The sequence below is a fragment of the Streptomyces sp. NPDC058469 genome (assembly GCF_042721125.1).
In the GTDB taxonomy this organism is placed as follows: domain Bacteria; phylum Actinomycetota; class Actinomycetes; order Streptomycetales; family Streptomycetaceae; genus Streptomyces.
Genome location: NZ_JBHXME010000022.1, coordinates 66,619 through 82,097, shown reverse-complemented (window position 1 = coordinate 82,097; position 15,479 = coordinate 66,619). Strand labels below are relative to the sequence as shown.

12 protein-coding genes and 1 pseudogene are annotated in these 15,479 nt (G+C 69.6%); 9 read left to right on the top strand and 4 right to left on the bottom strand.

The window, feature by feature from the left end; translation table 11 throughout:
* Positions 1 to 43: 43 nt before the first annotated feature.
* The gene (locus ACFWP5_RS13880) at positions 44 to 2,035 is read right to left on the bottom strand and encodes a carbohydrate-binding protein (protein ID WP_384154766.1); all 1,992 of its coding nucleotides are present in this window, start codon (positions 2,033 to 2,035) and stop codon (positions 44 to 46) included.
* A 261-nt stretch (positions 2,036 to 2,296) separates the two neighbouring features.
* Between ACFWP5_RS13880 and ACFWP5_RS13875 the strand changes: the two genes are divergently transcribed.
* From ACFWP5_RS13875 to ACFWP5_RS13845, 7 genes and pseudogenes are all read left to right on the top strand, one after another.
* Positions 2,297 to 3,250, top strand: a complete 954-nt coding sequence (locus tag ACFWP5_RS13875) for a carbohydrate ABC transporter permease (RefSeq protein ID WP_384154764.1) — start codon at positions 2,297 to 2,299, stop codon at positions 3,248 to 3,250.
* Positions 3,251 to 3,267: 17 nt separating this feature from the next.
* Positions 3,268 to 4,179 (top strand): carbohydrate ABC transporter permease, encoded by a 912-nt coding sequence (locus ACFWP5_RS13870; protein WP_384154778.1) that lies wholly within the window; start codon positions 3,268 to 3,270, stop codon positions 4,177 to 4,179.
* A gap of 32 nt (positions 4,180 to 4,211) precedes the next feature.
* A complete protein-coding gene (locus ACFWP5_RS13865; protein ID WP_384154762.1) occupies positions 4,212 to 5,564 on the top strand; it encodes an ABC transporter substrate-binding protein in 1,353 nt (450 codons plus the stop codon).
* Between the two features lie 44 nt (positions 5,565 to 5,608).
* Positions 5,609 to 7,108, top strand: coding sequence for a glycoside hydrolase family 36 protein (locus ACFWP5_RS13860; protein ID WP_384154760.1), 1,500 nt, complete (start codon positions 5,609 to 5,611; stop codon positions 7,106 to 7,108).
* A gap of 91 nt (positions 7,109 to 7,199) precedes the next feature.
* Positions 7,200 to 8,357, top strand: coding sequence for an ROK family transcriptional regulator (locus ACFWP5_RS13855; RefSeq protein WP_384154758.1), 1,158 nt, complete (start codon positions 7,200 to 7,202; stop codon positions 8,355 to 8,357).
* A gap of 146 nt (positions 8,358 to 8,503) precedes the next feature.
* On the top strand, positions 8,504 to 9,766 hold the full coding sequence (locus ACFWP5_RS13850; RefSeq protein WP_384154756.1) for a Gfo/Idh/MocA family protein: 1,263 nt from the start codon (positions 8,504 to 8,506) through the stop codon (positions 9,764 to 9,766).
* Between the two features lie 25 nt (positions 9,767 to 9,791).
* Positions 9,792 to 10,088: pseudogene (locus ACFWP5_RS13845) on the top strand (IS3 family transposase); the annotation flags it as partial.
* A gap of 203 nt (positions 10,089 to 10,291) precedes the next feature.
* Here ACFWP5_RS13845 and ACFWP5_RS13840 read toward each other — a convergent pair.
* The 3 genes from ACFWP5_RS13840 to ACFWP5_RS13830 are packed head-to-tail and all read right to left on the bottom strand — an operon-like array spanning position 10,292 to position 12,907.
* Complete coding sequence (locus ACFWP5_RS13840; RefSeq protein WP_384154754.1) at positions 10,292 to 11,374, bottom strand: L-idonate 5-dehydrogenase; 1,083 nt, start codon at positions 11,372 to 11,374, stop codon at positions 10,292 to 10,294.
* Between the two features lies 1 nt (position 11,375).
* On the bottom strand, positions 11,376 to 12,179 hold the full coding sequence (locus ACFWP5_RS13835) for an SDR family oxidoreductase (RefSeq protein WP_384154752.1): 804 nt from the start codon (positions 12,177 to 12,179) through the stop codon (positions 11,376 to 11,378).
* A gap of 8 nt (positions 12,180 to 12,187) precedes the next feature.
* Positions 12,188 to 12,907: a FadR/GntR family transcriptional regulator gene (locus ACFWP5_RS13830; RefSeq protein ID WP_384154750.1), complete on the bottom strand. Its 720-nt coding sequence runs from the start codon at positions 12,905 to 12,907 to the stop codon at positions 12,188 to 12,190.
* Between the two features lie 67 nt (positions 12,908 to 12,974).
* Here ACFWP5_RS13830 and dgoD point away from each other — a divergent pair, with 67 nt between their 5' ends.
* Together dgoD and ACFWP5_RS13820 are read left to right on the top strand one after the other, a co-directional pair.
* Positions 12,975 to 14,126, top strand: a complete 1,152-nt coding sequence (gene dgoD, locus ACFWP5_RS13825; RefSeq protein ID WP_384154748.1) for a galactonate dehydratase — start codon at positions 12,975 to 12,977, stop codon at positions 14,124 to 14,126.
* 39 nt (positions 14,127 to 14,165) lie between these two features.
* Positions 14,166 to 15,134 (top strand): sugar kinase, encoded by a 969-nt coding sequence (locus tag ACFWP5_RS13820; protein WP_384154745.1) that lies wholly within the window; start codon positions 14,166 to 14,168, stop codon positions 15,132 to 15,134.
* Positions 15,135 to 15,479: the final 345 nt, after the last annotated feature.

Below are 15,479 nucleotides of genomic sequence, written 5' to 3'. Positions count from 1 at the left end.
GCCGGCGGCAGCGCCGCCACGGCGCCGGGCGTTCCCGGGTCCGTCAGCTCACGGTGATGCGATCGATGTCGGGTGCCCATGCCGAGCTGTTGGCGATGGTGAGGTGGTTGCCCGTCCCGGCGTCCAGATGCAGGCTCACTGTGGTGGTCCCGAGTGTCGACCAGTCGGCGGTGGGTGCGAAGGCGACGGTCTGTGGTGTGTCTCCGTTGGCCTGGACGGTGGCCGAGCGGGACTCCGCGGTCGCGTAGCGGATGGTGACCGTTCTGGTGCCGCCGCTGCCGCCGTCGATGCCGTTGAAGGTGAGGGCGGCGCCGTTGCCGATGTAGCCCACCTTGGAACCGCCGGAGCAGCGGGTGCAGTCGGCTGTCCGGGCGGTGCCGGTGAGGGTGTTTCCGGCAGCTTCCGCCTCGTAGCCAAGGGAGCCGGTGGAGCCGGAACCGACGGTCATGGCGCCGAGGTCGAGCCAACCGTCCTGGTTCTGGCCGGCGTTGGCGAAGCGCAGCTTCTTGGCGCTCGCGCTGACGTCCTCCAGCGGGTTCTTGGCCTTCATGACGAGCTGGTAGCCGCCGGCGGTGACACCGGAGAGGTCGACGGACGTGTCGAAGTACTGGGCGTAGCCGTAGTCGAGGTAGGTGGGGTCGGCGCCCACGCCCCAGTCGGGGAAGGCGCGGATCTTCGCGGGCATGACCTTGCGCAGATCCCAGGGGGTGGCCCAGGTCTTGACGACCTGCCCGGCGGAGTTCTTCAGGCCCAGGCTGACGGTCCAGGGGTAGTAGAACGGCGCCACACCGTTGTTGGTGATCCGCACGCCCACGGTGGTGCTGCCCTGCGCCGTGTCGTGGAAGTAGGCGTGGTCGACGGTGAGGTCATAGCCCATCAGCCGGACGGCGGCCGCCACATTGGCGTTGTTCGGGTCGTAGTTGGCGCTGCCCTCGTTGATCTTCCAGGTGGTGTGCTCCAGTTCGAGGCACGCCTTCATGTTGTCCACGGCGCCGGAGCCGCCGGGCCAGTTGTCGAAGGCGGTGGACTGGATCTCGGGGCGCACCTCTCCGCCCATGGAGGCGGTGGTCCAGCGGTTCTCCACGCCTTGTTCGAGGGCCTTCTGCAGCTGGGAGTAGGACGCTCCACCCATGGAGGTGGGCAGGGTGACGCCGGCCTGTGGGCTGCCCTCGCGGAAGCAGAAGGAGTCGTCGTGATAGCCGACGGCCGGCAGACTGTCGGCGGCGCCGCCTCCGGACTCCGGGTATCTCACTTCGATCTTCGTGTGGGTGAAGGCGCTGTTGTACGCCTTGATGATCTCGGCGCCGTGCGCGTCGGTGGGCATGTAGTTGGGATACGAGTCGCTCGAGGTGTCCGTGTCGTAGGGCCAGGTGTGCCACTCGCCCCACAGGCCGACCAGTCCCATGTGGATGAAGCCGATGCGCGGGTCGTTGTCGTAGCGGGCGCCGAACGCGGCGATGAAGTTCTTGAGCGCGTCGAGCAGGTAGGCGCTGTCGTAGTCGGGGCTGGTGGTGTTCCAGTAGGCGTTGGTGCGGTTGTCGACGTGCCCGGCGAAGCACGGGGGGATCGCGTTCGCGGGATGGGTTCCCGAGCCGCCCGGGTACTCCATGTAGAAGCGGATGGCGGCCTGGTTGCCGTAGGAGGCGGTCTCGGTGAGCGCGTCGTCCAGGACGCTCCAGTCGTAGAGCCTGCAGTTCGAGGAGTCGTTCATGACCTCGGACAGGCCGAAGTAGCTCCAGGTCAACGAGTGCGGGTAGCCGGTGTTCTGGTCGGCTCCCGGCTGGTAGAAGCGGGCGAAGCCCTTGAGCGGGTTGTCCAGCGGTGCGTCGGCGCGGGTGAGCGTGTGCACCGGCAGTGAGGGATCGGGGCTCGGGCCGGGATCCGGGCGGGCGGGCGCCCCTTGGGCTGTGGCCGCCGATGGAGCGGCGGATGCCGTGGAAGAGCTGGCCGGGAGCGCCGCCAGGGCCAGGGCCAGGACGGTGGAACAGAGTGCGGCCAGGATTTCTCTGCCGCGTCGCTGTGCGAAGGTGCGCACGGTGTCAACCTCCGGTATCGGGTGGGGACATGCCGTCCAGCGGTCCGCCGGACGGTTCAGCAGGCCCGCCAACTCCCTTCTGACCTGCGCGGACGCGGGCCATCGCAAGGCCGCGCCTGCTGGCTTCCGCTGGATGTTTCGGGGGCCTGGACCGGATTTGTTATGAGCCAGCATTGACAAACTTTCGCTGTTGCTCATCAATATGTGTCCACGGTGCCCCACTGACAAGAGGTGCGGCGCAGATCTCTTCGGAGGGGAACCATGGGCGCGGACACCGCAGTTGCGCCACCGCAGAAGGGCGCCGGTTCACACCCGGGCACGGTCCGCTCGCCGGGCGGGCCACGCCGGAGCCGCGACGACCGCGGGGCCGCCTGGCTGTTCCTGGCTCCCGCACTGATCGGTTTCGCGCTGTTCTACGCGTATCCGACGATGCGCGGCATCTACTACTCGCTCACCGACTACAACCTGCTCACCGATCCGAGTTTCATCGGTGTGGACAACTACCGGCAGCTGATCGGCGACGAGCAGTTCTTCAACGCCCTGAAGGTCACCGGCTACTACGTGCTCCTCAACATCGGGTCGCAGAGCGTCCTGGGTCTGCTGCTGGCGACGCTCATGCACCGCCTGACCCGGTCGGTGGCGTTGCGGGCGATGCTGCTGATCCCCTGGCTGGTGCCCAACGTGACCGTCGGTCTGCTGTGGATGTGGATGCTGGACACCAACCTCGGCTTCGTCAACCACATACTCGACGCCCTCGGTCTCGGCACCACCGGTTTCTTCACCTCGCCCACCTGGGCGATGCCGACCGTGGCCGGGGTCAACACCTGGGCGTACACCGGCTACACGGCCCTGCTGCTCTACGCGGGGATGCTGCAGATCCCCCAACACCTCTACGAGAGCGCCTCGTTGGACGGAGCCGGCGAGTGGCGCATGTTCACCAGGATCACGCTGCCGCTGCTGCGGCCCGTCCTCGCCCTGGTCCTGGTGGTGTCACTGATCGGCTCGTTCCAGATCTTCGACACGATCGCGGTGACCACCAAGGGCGGCCCGATCAGCGCGACCCGGGTCATCTACTTCTACATCTACGAGCAGGCGTTCACGAACTTCCACATGGGTTACGCCTCCGCGGTGGCCGTGGTGCTCGCGGTGATCCTCGGCGTGCTGACCGCGGTACAGATGCGTCTGCTGCGTGCCTCCCGCTCCGACCTGGCCTGAGGAGGCACATCATGCCCATGACCCGTGTCCGTACCCGTTCCAAGGTCGCGCGCCGGCGTCTCTCACCCGGCCGGATCGCCGCGTGGACGCTGCTCGGCGTCGCGCTGTTCGCGACCGTCTTCCCGTTCTACTGGATGATCCGCACCGCCCTGACGCCGGCGGCCGACATCTACTCCGACTCCACCGGCCTGGTCCCGCACCACCCCACGATGATCAACTTCCTGCGGGTGCTCGGGCTGACCAGCCAGGCGGAGGCGCAGGCGGCCGGCGGCTCCGGCGCGCACGTCGACTTCCTGCGCTACCTGCTCAACTCCGTCGTCTACAGCGGGCTGATCGCCGTACTCCAGACACTGTTCTGCGCGATGGCGGGCTATGCCTTCGCCCGGCTGCGCTTCCCCGGCCGGGACGCGGTCTTCGGGGTACTGATCGCCGCGCTCATGGTGCCGCCGATCTTCACCGTGCTGCCCAACTTCGTCCTGGTGAAGAACCTCGGCTGGTTGAACACCTTCGCCGGCATGGTCGCTCCGAGCGTGCTCATGACGCCGTTCGCGGTGTTCTTCCTGCGGCAGTTCTTCCTGTCCATCCCCCGTGACGTGGAGGAGGCGGCCACCCTCGACGGCGTGGGCTCCTGGGGGATCTTCTGGCGGATCGTGATGCCCATGAGCCGGGGCCCGCTCATCACCATCGGGCTCACCACCACGGTGTGGTCCTGGAAGGACTACCTGTGGCCGCTGCTGACCGGCCGTGAGGACGAGACCCGCGTCCTGACGGTGGCACTCGGCATCTTCCAGCAGCAGTCGCCCAACACCCAGCCCGACTGGACCGGGCTCATGGCCGGCTCGGCGCTCTCGGTCCTGCCCGTTCTCCTCCTGCTGATCGTCCTCGGCCGCCGTCTGGTCGAGTCGCTCAACTTCACCGGCATCAAGTGACTCCCACTCCCGTACGCCAAAGAGGTCCCGTGATGAGTTCCAAGCACCCGCGTTTCGGCGCCGCCCTGCTGTGCCTGACCGCCGCCGCCACTCTCGTCTCCTGTGCCGGCTCCGACGACGACACGGCCGGGGGGAAGACGACCCTCAACTACTGGCTGTGGGACGACAAGCAGCTTCCCGCCTACCAGGAGTGCGCCACGGCCTTCCAGAAGGCCAACCCCGACATCACCGTCAAGATCACCCAGACCGCGTGGGCCCAGTACTGGCAGAACCTCACCACGCAGCTCACCTCCGGCGAGGCCCCGGACGTGTGGACCGACCAGGCGTCCTACTATCCGCAGTTCGCCACCAGCAACCAACTCCTCGACCTCCAGCCGCTGGTGGACCGCGACAAGGTGGACCTGTCCGCCTACCAGGCCGGGCTGACCGAGACCTGGGTCAAGGACGGCAAGCGCTACGGGCTGCCGAAGGACTGGGACACCATGGCGCTGGCCTACAACACCGGTCAGCTCAAGAAGCAGGGCGTGGACGCCGCCGAGCTGGACAAGCTGACCTGGAACCCCTCCGACGGCGGCACGTTCGAGCAGACCATCGCCAAGGCCACCGTCGACACCAAGGGACGCAACGGTCTCGACCCCGGCTTCGACAAGAACCACGTGAAGACCTACGGGTTCCTGCCCGAATGGGCCGACGGCTCCCAGGGCCAGAACGGCTGGGGCGACCTGGCCGCCGCCAACGGCTTCACCTACCTCGACAAGAACCCGTGGGGTACGCACTACAAGTACGACGACCCCAGGCTCGCCGAGACCATCGCGTGGTTCAAGCACCTGATCGACAAGGGCTACTCGCCCCGCTTCGACAAGCAGTCCTCCGTCGCCAACTCCGAGCTGCTCACCGCGGGCAAGGGCGCGATCATGGTCGCCGGCTCCTGGACCATCTCCTCGTTCACCGACCCCAAGTCGCGGCAGAAGTTCGCCTTCGCGCCGCTGCCGACGGGTCCGGCCGGCCGCAAGAGCGCCATCAACGGTCTCTCCGACGCCATCTGGGCCGGTACCAAGCACAAGGAACAGGCCTGGAAGTGGGTCAAGTTCCTCGCCTCGCCCGACTGCCAGAACCTCGTCGCCGAGCGGGCCGTCGTCTTCCCCGCACTCAAGACCGCCACCCAGAAGGCGCTCGCCGCGCACAAGGCCAAGGGCGACGACGTCAGTGCCTTCACCGACGCGGCGGCGACCAAGGACGGCACCTTCCAGCTGCCCGTCACCGAGCACGGCACCGAGATCAACCCCCTCGTCCAGGACGCCATCCAGTCGGTGATCCTCGGCAGGGCACAACCCCAGGCCGCGCTCAAGTCGGCCAACGAAAAGGTCAACGGTCTGTTCAAGTAGCCGCCGCGCAGGCAGACGAACTCCCCCCGGACGCAAGGAGATCCATGGCCCAGCTCGCAGACCTCGGCGGACGCACCCTCGCCCTCGAACTCGAAGGCGACGCTCCGCCCCAGGCCGTCGACGGCGGTCTGTTGCTGCCCCCCGGCCGAGTGGCGGTCCTGCACGGCCTCGGCGACGCGCTGTTCTATCGCCACGGGCACAACTCCTGGAGCCCCTGCGGATGGCGTCGTCTCTCCGACACCCCGTTGCGTATCGAGAGCGCCGAACGCCGTCTCACCGCCGACGACACCGTCTGGGACGATCCCGCCCGCCACCACTCCTCCGCCGTGGCCGCCCTCCAGGGAGCCGACGGGCAGGTGCTGCTGCTCGGCGCGCTCGGCCTGGACATCCCCCGTCTCTCGGCGGACCAGGACATACTCGCCGGCTGGTCCGAGCGCTGCGGAGCACCGTGGTTCCTCGCCCACGGCAGCGAACAGGAGGTCTTCGCCGCGTACACCAGCCATCTCGCCGCCCGCCTGGGCCACAGCGAGAAGCGGGCGGGCAACGTGTGGTGCAGCTGGTACGCGTACTACGAGAACATCACCGAACAGCAGCTCACCAAGGACATCACCGCCCTCCGAGGCCTGCCCTTCGACGTCGTCCAGGTCGACGACGGCTGGGAACAGGCCGTCGGCGACTGGGAGGCCAACGCCAAGTTCCCTTCGGGGATGAAGGCGTTGGCCGACCGGATCACGGACGCCGGACTGCGACCGGGCCTGTGGATCGCCCCGTTCATCGTCCACCCCGAATCCCGCACCGCCCGACGACGGCCCGAGCTGCTGCTGCGTGACCGTCGCGGCGAACCGGTGGTCGCCGGCCACAACTGGGGCACCGGCTACTGGACCCTCGACCTCACCCGCCCCGCGGCGCAGGAGCATCTGCGCGAGACCATCCGACGGGTCGGCCGCCAGTGGGGATTCAGCTACCTCAAGCTCGACTTCATCGGGGCCGGCGCCGTCCCCGGCGCACGCTTCGAGGACATCGGCCGTGAAGAGGCCTACCGGCTCGGGCTGCGCATCATCCGCGAGGAGACGGGACCGGACGCCTACCTCCTCGGCAGCGGCGCGCCCCTGCTGCCCTCCCTCGGACTGATCGACGGCATCCGCAGCGGCCCCGACGTCGCACCGCTGTGGGAGCACTACGCCACCCAGGACCCGTCCGACGCCCTGGCCCGCAACGCCGTCGTCAACATCCTGCACCGGCTGTGGCAGGCACCGCTGCTGGAGGTCGACCCCGATGTCGTCTACTTCCGCAGCCGCCTCAACCTGCTCACCGAACAGCAGCAGGGGTGGCTGCGCGATCTCGCCGACATCTGCGGCTTCCGGGCCGTCTCCGATCCGCCCGGCTGGCTGCACCCCGACGAACTGGCGGAAATGAACGTCTACTTGGCCGCCCGCCCGGAGGTCCGCAGGCTCAGCCGCTACCGCTTCGCACTCGACGGGCGCGAGGTCGACTTCGGACCGGCGGTCGATCCCGAGAAGGAGCAGCGCTATCCCATCGCCTGACCTTCCGGCGCCGGAGCGGTCGCCGAGCTGAATTAGTAAACTGCTCAGCATTATCCAGCGGCGGGGATCCGCCCCCTTCAGGGAGCACCAGATGGCGACGACCGGAACAGACCTGTCCCGGATGCGCGAGATGAACCAGCTGTCCATCGTGTGGGCGCTACGCGGCAGTCCGCCCTCGACGGTCACTGAACTCGCGGGCCGGGCCGGTCTGTCCCGGCCTGCCGTCGACGTCCTGGTCCAGTCCCTGGTCGTCGACGGCTGGGCCGAGGTCGAGGAGCCGGGTGCCAACAGCGTGGTGGGGCGCCCGGCCCGCCGATTCCGCTTCCGCGCCGACGCCGGGCATGTGCTCGGCATCGACATCGGCGTCCACAAGATCCTCGTCATGCTCAGCGACCTGGAGGGCAACCTCGTCCACACACTGCGCCGCCCGGCCGACCCCGAGGCGGACCCGCGGGCCCGGCTCGCGGTCGTCGACCGCGTGATCGACGAGGTCCTGCGCGGCGCCGGCATGACACCCACCGACATCTGGGCGGTCACCGTCGGCGTCACCGGCCCGGTCGACGCCAGCGGTCGCACCACCCTGTTCACCCCGCTGCCCGGCTGGAACACCGCGGATCCGGTCGCCCACCTCGCCACCCGCTTCCCCTGCCCGATCCAGGTCGAGAACGACTGCAAACTCGCCGCCGTGGCCGAACGCTGGAAAGGAGTGGCGTCGGACGCCGACGACATCGTCTTCCTCCTCGCCGGGCTGCGTACCGGCGCCGGACTCATCCTCGACGGCACCCTGCGCCGCGGTCACGGCGGCGCCGCGGGAGAGATCGGCGCCCTCAAGGCCGTACGGTGGCTCAGCGCCCCCGGCCACCTCGAAACCTGCCCCGGCGTACCCGCCACAGCGGCACCGGGCGAGGCCGCGGCCTGGGTGTTCCAGGCGGCCCGGGAAGGCGACCGGCAGGCGAAGACCGCCGTCCGCCGCTACACCCGTGACCTCGCTGTCGGAGTCGCCGCCCTGGTACTCGCCCTGGACCCCCAGGTCGTCGTCTACGGCGGCGGTTTCTCCCGGTCCGCCGACGTCGTCCTGGAGCCGCTGCGCCAGGAACTCACCAAACACTGCCTGCGTCTGCCGGAACTGCGCGCCTCCACACTCGGCGACGAGAGCGTGGCGCTGGGCGCCGTACGCCTGGCCCTGGACGAGGTCGACAGCCGCCTGCTCAGTGACGGACTCGCGGCCCCCACGGCCCCACGGCGCTAGGACGTTTCGTGTGGATCGGGCCGGTCCGTGGCGCCCGATCCCAAAGAGGCGCCCTGGACACCCCACTCGCCCGGGTGAGGAGGCGTACGCCGGCAGAGGTTCGCAGCAGCGAGACGAAAGACGAGACGAGAGGAAGGGACGGACACATGGGCGACCACGGTCGGCCGACGGGTTCCGAAGGGTCCGAACTACGTGTCGGAGTGGTGGGAGTCGGGCAGCGCGCCCACCTGGCCACGCTGGCGAACCGGCCGGGCGTCGCCCGCGTCGTGTCCTGCGCCGACCCGAGCCCCAGGGGCCAGGACGATGCCGGACACCTGTTCGGTGCGGACGTCGCGATCCACGAGCGGTACGAGGAGATGCTCGACGACCGCCTGGACGCGGTGTTCGTCCTCACCCCCGACCACCTGCACACACACCCCGCGCTCTTCTTCCTCGACGCCGGGATCCCCGTGTTCGTGGAGAAACCCCTCGCCATCACCGTCGCCGACTGCGACGCGCTGCTCACCGCCGCCTTCCGCTCCCGCACCCGCCTCTACGTCGGCCACAACCTGCGCCATCTGCCGATGCTGCGGCGCATGCGCGAGCTGATCGACACCGGCGCGATCGGCACCGTGCGCTCCATCTGGTGCCGCCACTTCGTCGGGCACGGCGGGGACTTCTACTTCAAGGACTGGCACGCCGAGCGGGCCCACACCAACGGACTGCTCCTGCAGAAGGGGGCACACGACCTCGACGTCATCCACTGGCTCGCCGGCGGCTACACCCGCGACGTCGTCGCGCAGGGCACCCTCGCCGTCTACGGGGACAACCCGCGCCGCGGCACACCCGGCGCCGCCCCCGAACGCCGACGGATGCCGGACTGGTTCGACCCCGACGTCTGGCCGCCGTCCGCCCTGCGCGATCTCAACCCCGTCATCGACATCGAAGACCTCAGCATGATGCTCGGCCGGCTGGACAACGGGGTTCTCACCAGCTACCAGCAGTGCCACTTCACTCCCGACTACTGGCGCAACTACACCGTCATCGGTGACGAAGGCCGCCTGGAGAACTTCGGCGACGGCATCGACGGCGACCCCGCCACCATCAAGGTCTGGAACCGGCGCCGCTCCGGCTACCGCCAGGACGCCGACCTCAGCCTCCCCATCCCCTCACCGGACGGCGGCCTGCACGGCGGCGCGGACCGGGCACTGGTCGACGAGTTCCTCCGCTTCGCCTCCGCCGGGGGACCCACCGAGACCTCACCGGTCGCCGCCCGCGAGGCGGTGGCCTGCGCGGCAGCGGCAACGGCCTCACTGCGCACGAACGGCACACCCGTCGCCGTACCCGAACCCGCCCCGGAGCTCGTCCACTACTTCGACAACCACCAAACCGCCCCGGCACCCGCCGCGGACTCGGCCCGGCAGGCCTGACCATGTTCACGGGGCCGCGAAGGGTGCCTGCGGGGTGCCCCGGACCACTCGCGAGCTGCGGGAGACCGGGCCGGCGGTGAACCACAAGCGGGTCGCGCGGCTGACGCGGGCGGCCGGGATCTCGGGCCGGCGTCTGCGTAAGGGAAGGCGGACCACGGTGCGGGACGCCCGGGCAGCGAAGGCCCCGGATCTCCTGGAGCGCGATTTTCACCGCGCTGCGGCCGGACGTGCGCCGGTGCGGCGACATCGCATATTGCCTGTAGGCAAGGACTGGATGTACTTGGCGACCGTGGCTTCGGCGGGACCTCGATATCACCCCTGACCAGCGAGTTTGGTCGGGTCCTCTGTCGTCGGGACGTTCGCCTTCGATGTCGGGGTCCGGGACGTGGCGGGAGAGGCGGCGGGAGTGGTGTGAGGCCTTGGCGCCGAGGATGGCCATGGCGGCGGGGACCAGGGCGAGGCGGACGACGAAGGCGTCGACCATGACTCCGACGGCGAAGGTAAGCCGGTCCCAGCTTGGGCTGGTCAGAAGCGCAGGAGTACCTTGCTGGACCGGCCCGGGTCCGCGGCGACCGTGAAGGCGTCCGCGAGGTCGTCCAGGCCGAACTCGTGGCTGATAACCGCCTCGACGCCCGAGTCGGGGTCGGCGAGGAAGCGTAGCGACGCGGGTAGTTCGGCGGCCATGCGCAGGGAGCCGGTGACTGTCAGCTCGTTGGTCACGATCTGCGAGGCGGGCAATGTGAAATCGGCGAGGGGGAGTTGCCCGACAGCCACCACAGTGCCTCCGCGGCACGCCGCACGCAGCGCCATGGCCAGGCCCGCGGGCGCACCGGAGGACTCGAAGACGATGTCGGCCGGGGGGATCGGCGTGCCGTTGGACATCTGCTCGACGGTGAGGGTCCGGTCGGCCCCGGTACGGGCGGCGACCTGGAGAGGGCGGGTGTGCAGGTCGGTGACGGTCACCGAGCCGGCGCCCCGGTGCCGGGCGACGGCGGCGACCAGCAGGCCGATGGGGCCGGCGCCCACCACCAGGACGTGCGCGCCGTGGAGGGGTGGCCCGTCGGCTTGTTCGGCGCGGGTGACCGCGTGCCAGGCAATTGCCGTCGGCTCGGCCAGAACGGCCCGGCGCAGGTCCAGGCCGTCGGGGATCGGGACGAGCCGGTCTGTCGGGACGGTCATCCACGTGGCGAATCCGCCATCGGTGTGCGGCCACTGCGCGGCGCTGCCCAGGTAGCGGCACTTCGGGCACAGATGTTCCTGGCCGGTGCGGCACCACCGGCATACTCCGCAGGTCTGCGCCGGGTGTACGACCACGGCGGTGGACCCGGTTGGTCCCGAGCCGTCGACGGCGGCCTGCGCGATCGTACCGACGACTTCGTGGCCCAGGACCATCGGGGCGCGCAGGACGGAGGCACCGACGGCGCCGTGACGCCAGTAGTGGATGTCGGAGCCGCAGATGCCGCCGTACGCGATGCGCACAACGGCTTCGTGCGGTTGCGGTACGGCCAGTTCCAGCCGGTCCAGCCGTAGATCGCCGGCGGTGTGGACCCGGACGGCCTCGACGGTGCGCTCTGCCGTGAGTACGGCCTGGCCATCTGGGATCGACATGTCAGATGACCGCCGTCATTCCGCCGTCGACGAAGACGACCTGCCCGTTGACGAAGTCCGACGCGGCCGATGCCAGCCACACGGCGGGGCCGGCCAGGTCCTGCGGGGTTCCCCAACGTCCGGCCGGCGTACGGGACTTGATCCAGTCGACCATTTCAGGGTTCTGTCGCAGGGCGGTGTTCAGGTCGGTATCGATGTAGCCCGGCGCCAGCCCGTTGATCTGGATTCCGGCCGCGGCCCACTCGGCGCACATGGCCTGTCCCAGGGCGCCGAGTCCCGCTTTGGCCGCCGCGTAGGCGGATGTGGAACCGCGTACCAGCCTGTTCTGCACCGAGCAGATGTTGATGATCTTGCCTTGGCCGCGGATGATCATTCCAGGAGCCAGCTGCCGGGCGAGCAGGAAGCAACTGGTGAGATTCGCCGACAGTACTTCCTGCCAGGCATGCAGCGGGAAGTCGACCAAGGGCGACCGGTGTTGGATGCCGGCGTTGTTGACCAGGATGTCGATGCCGCCCAAGTCCTGCTCCAGCCGTGCGACGGCGGACAGCATGCTCTCGGCATCGGTGACGTCGAAGACCACGGAGTCCACCTGGGCCTCGATACCGTCGCCGACGAGCGCATCGCGCAGCCGGTTCACCGCGGCCTTGACGCCAAGCTCATCGCGGCCATGTACGGCGATGTGTGCGCCGGCGCGGGCCAGGCCTTCGGCGATGCCGGCGCCGATGCCCCGGGTGGAGCCCGTGACCAGCGCTCGCCGGCCGGACAGGTCGAACGGTGAAGTGCGTACGGGCTCTGCCGGGATCACCGGCGTCCTCACGCTTCAAATCCAAGTTCGACGCTCGCCAGGTCGACGAGTTCGCGGGCGATTCGCTCGGCCTGGGCGGCGGCCCGACCGGTCTTGCCGCTGACAGACCGCTCCAGGGTCTGCAGGAGTTTGCGGTGCAGTGCCAGCGACGGCGGTGTCAGCTCGGTGATGGCCGTGCGCGACTCGTGCTGCCGGGCCTCCAGGGCGGCCACGACCACCTGCCCGAAGCGCGCGACCAACTCGTTGCCGCATCCGAACAGGATCGTGCTGTGGAACACCTCGTCGGCGCGCAGGAACGTGCGCCGGTCCACTGTCCGGGCGGCGGCTTCCATCTCGTCGCACGACTCACGCAGGGTCTGAAGCGCTGCGGCGTCCAGTCGGCCGGCTGCCAGCCGGGCGGCCAACGGCTCGATGCCGCTGCGCAGTTGCAGCAGATCGTGCAGTTGCAGGTCGCTTTCCTTGCCTTCGGAGCGCCAGGCGATCACCTGGGTGTCCAGCAGGTTCCACTCGGCGCGGGGCAGTACGCGGGTGCCGACCTTGTGCCGTGCCACGATCATGCCGAGGCTGGACAGGACGCGCAGGGCCTCACGGGTCACCGAGCGTGACACGTCCAGCTCTTCCTCGATCTTGTCCAGGTCGATGATCTCCCCTTCGGCGAGGTGACCGTCGACGATCGCGGCTCCGAGCTTGTTGACGACGCGAGTGTGAAGATCGCCGCGGCGCTGCATCTGCCCCCCTTGTGGGTCGGTTCCTGGTTCCGATAATAATCATAGTAATCTGAGCATTGGAAGATTCGTGAAGATAATTCAGATCGAGACGTTCCAGGTGGCGCCCCGCTGGTTGTTCGTCAAAGTGGACACCGATGAAGGGGTGACCGGGTGGGGCGAGGCATCCCTGGAAGGGCACGGCGACGTCGTCCGCCAGGCGGTAGCGGCCCAGGCCGACTACCTGATCGGCCGAGACCCGGGGCGGATCGAGGACCACTGGCAGACGATGGCCAAGGGGGGATTTTATCGCGGCGGCCCGGTGCTGTCCTCGGCGCTCGCGGGACTGGACCAGGCGCTGTGGGACATCGCCGGCAAGACCCACGGAGTGCCGGTCCACCAACTGCTGGGCGGGCCGGTCCGCGATCGGGTCCGGGTCTACGGCTGGGTCGGGGGCGACGACCCGCACCAGGTCGGCGAGGCCGTTGCCGCCCAGGTCGAGGCAGGCCTGACCGCCGTCAAGATGAACGCCTCCGGTGCCGTGGGTCACCTGCCGCCCCAGGCGCAGACCGCCGCCATCCTGGAGCGGGCGGCGGCCGCCCGCGAGGTGCTGGGCCCCGACCGGGATGTGGCCATCGACTTCCACGGCCGCATCTCCGCGCCGGCCGCCCGCCGCCTGCTGCCGTTGCTCGAACCCTTCCATCCGCTGTTCGTCGAGGAACCGGTCCTGCCCGGCAACAACCACGCGGCCCTGGCGCGACTGGTCGCCGGCTCCAGCACGCCGATCGCCACCGGCGAACGGCTGTACTCCCGCTGGGACTTCCTGCCCGTTCTGCAGGCCGGCGTCGCGGTGGTGCAGCCGGATCTGTCGCACGCCGGCGGTATCTCCGAGGTGCGGCGCATCGCTGCCCTGGCCGAGACCTTCGACGCGGCTCTGGCCCCGCACTGCCCGCTGGGCCCGCTGGCCCTGGCGGCCTGTCTGCAGGTCGACTTCGCCACCCCCAACCTGCTGATCCAGGAACAGTCCCTGGGCATCCACTACAACGAGCCGGGGGAGGACCTGCTGGACTACCTGCTGGACTCCTCGGTGTTCGACTTCCGCGACGGCCATATCCACCGCTGGGACGCTCCCGGCCTGGGCGTCGCCATCGACGAGGCCGCAGTGCGCCGCGCCGATGCGGTCAGTACCCCCTGGCGCACGCCGGTCTGGCGGCACGACGACGGCTCCTTCGCCGAGTGGTAGGGGCCACCCGCCCGGAAACCGAACCGAGGAGTTCTTCCCATGGCTCAAGACCAAGATCCCCGGGCGCGCGTGGTCTGCTTCGGAGAGACCATGGCCCAACTCGTCCCCGACGACGGGCTGTCCCTGAGCACCGCTGCCACGTTCACCCTGCGGACCGCCGGCGCGGAGTCGAACGTCGCCCAGGCACTGGCCCAGCTCGGCATCCCTGTGTCCTGGGTCAGCCGCCTGGGTGAGGACGCCCTGGGCGAGCGCATCACCCGAGACCTCGCCGCCACCGGCGTCGATGTCTCAGCCGTACGGTTCCTGCCCGGCCGGCGCACCGGGCTGTTCCTGAAAGACCCCGGCCCGCACGGCTCGACGGTCACTTACTACCGGACGGGCTCCGCCGCCTCCACCATGTCGCCGGCCGACGTCGACACTGCGCTGGCCTTCCAGCCGGCGGTCCTGCACCTGTCCGGAGTGACGCCCGCGCTGTCGGACAGCTGTGCGGCGGCCATTCGCCATGCGCTGACCGCCTGCCGGGCCCAGGGCGTCCACGCCTCCTTCGACGTCAACTACCGCCCGGCTCTGTGGCCCTCCCCAGCCGTTGCGGCCAACCAACTGCTGGACCTGGCCAACGCGGCGGACACCGTGTTCGTCGGCCTGGACGAGGCCGAGGCACTGTGGGGCCTGGACTCCGCGACCGAGGTACGCCGACTGATCGGCCGGCCGTCCACTCTCGTGGTCAAGGACGGCGCCCGCGCGGCCGTCTCCTTCGGCCGGGCCGATGAACCGGTCGTCGTGCCCGCGCTGCCGATCGCCGTCCGGGAGCCCGTCGGAGCAGGAGACGCGTTCGCGTCGGGCTGGCTGTACGGAAGGCTCCACGATCTTCCGTACACCGCCCGCCTTCGCCTCGGGCACCTCATGGCCGGGGCCGCCCTGACCTCCCTCGGCGACCACTTCACCATCCCCGATACCCCCGAACGCCTGCTGGCGGTGGCTTGCGCGTCGAACTGGGCAGGCGGCTGAGCACTCTGATGCCGCGGGGACCTTCGAGGTCTTCAGGCTTCAGTCCCGGGTCCCTGTGGGCCGTCGGTGGGATCGGCTTGAGCCCGGATGCGGTCGCGACCAGGTCCTCCGCCGGCCGTGGCCGACGGCACCGGTCGGCCAACGAGCAGGCACTGCCGACTGCCCGCACAGCAGCAGGCCAAGCCGCCACAGTGGCACCGCAGCTGATCCGGTGGGCTCGGCGCAGGACGTGGATGCCGGCGCCGACGGCCTGCTGGACAACCCGGTCGCACGCCGAACAGCCGCCCCGAACGGTTCCCGCCCGAAACGATTCCCGCCCGAGCGGCACCGGGCCCACAGCGCCTT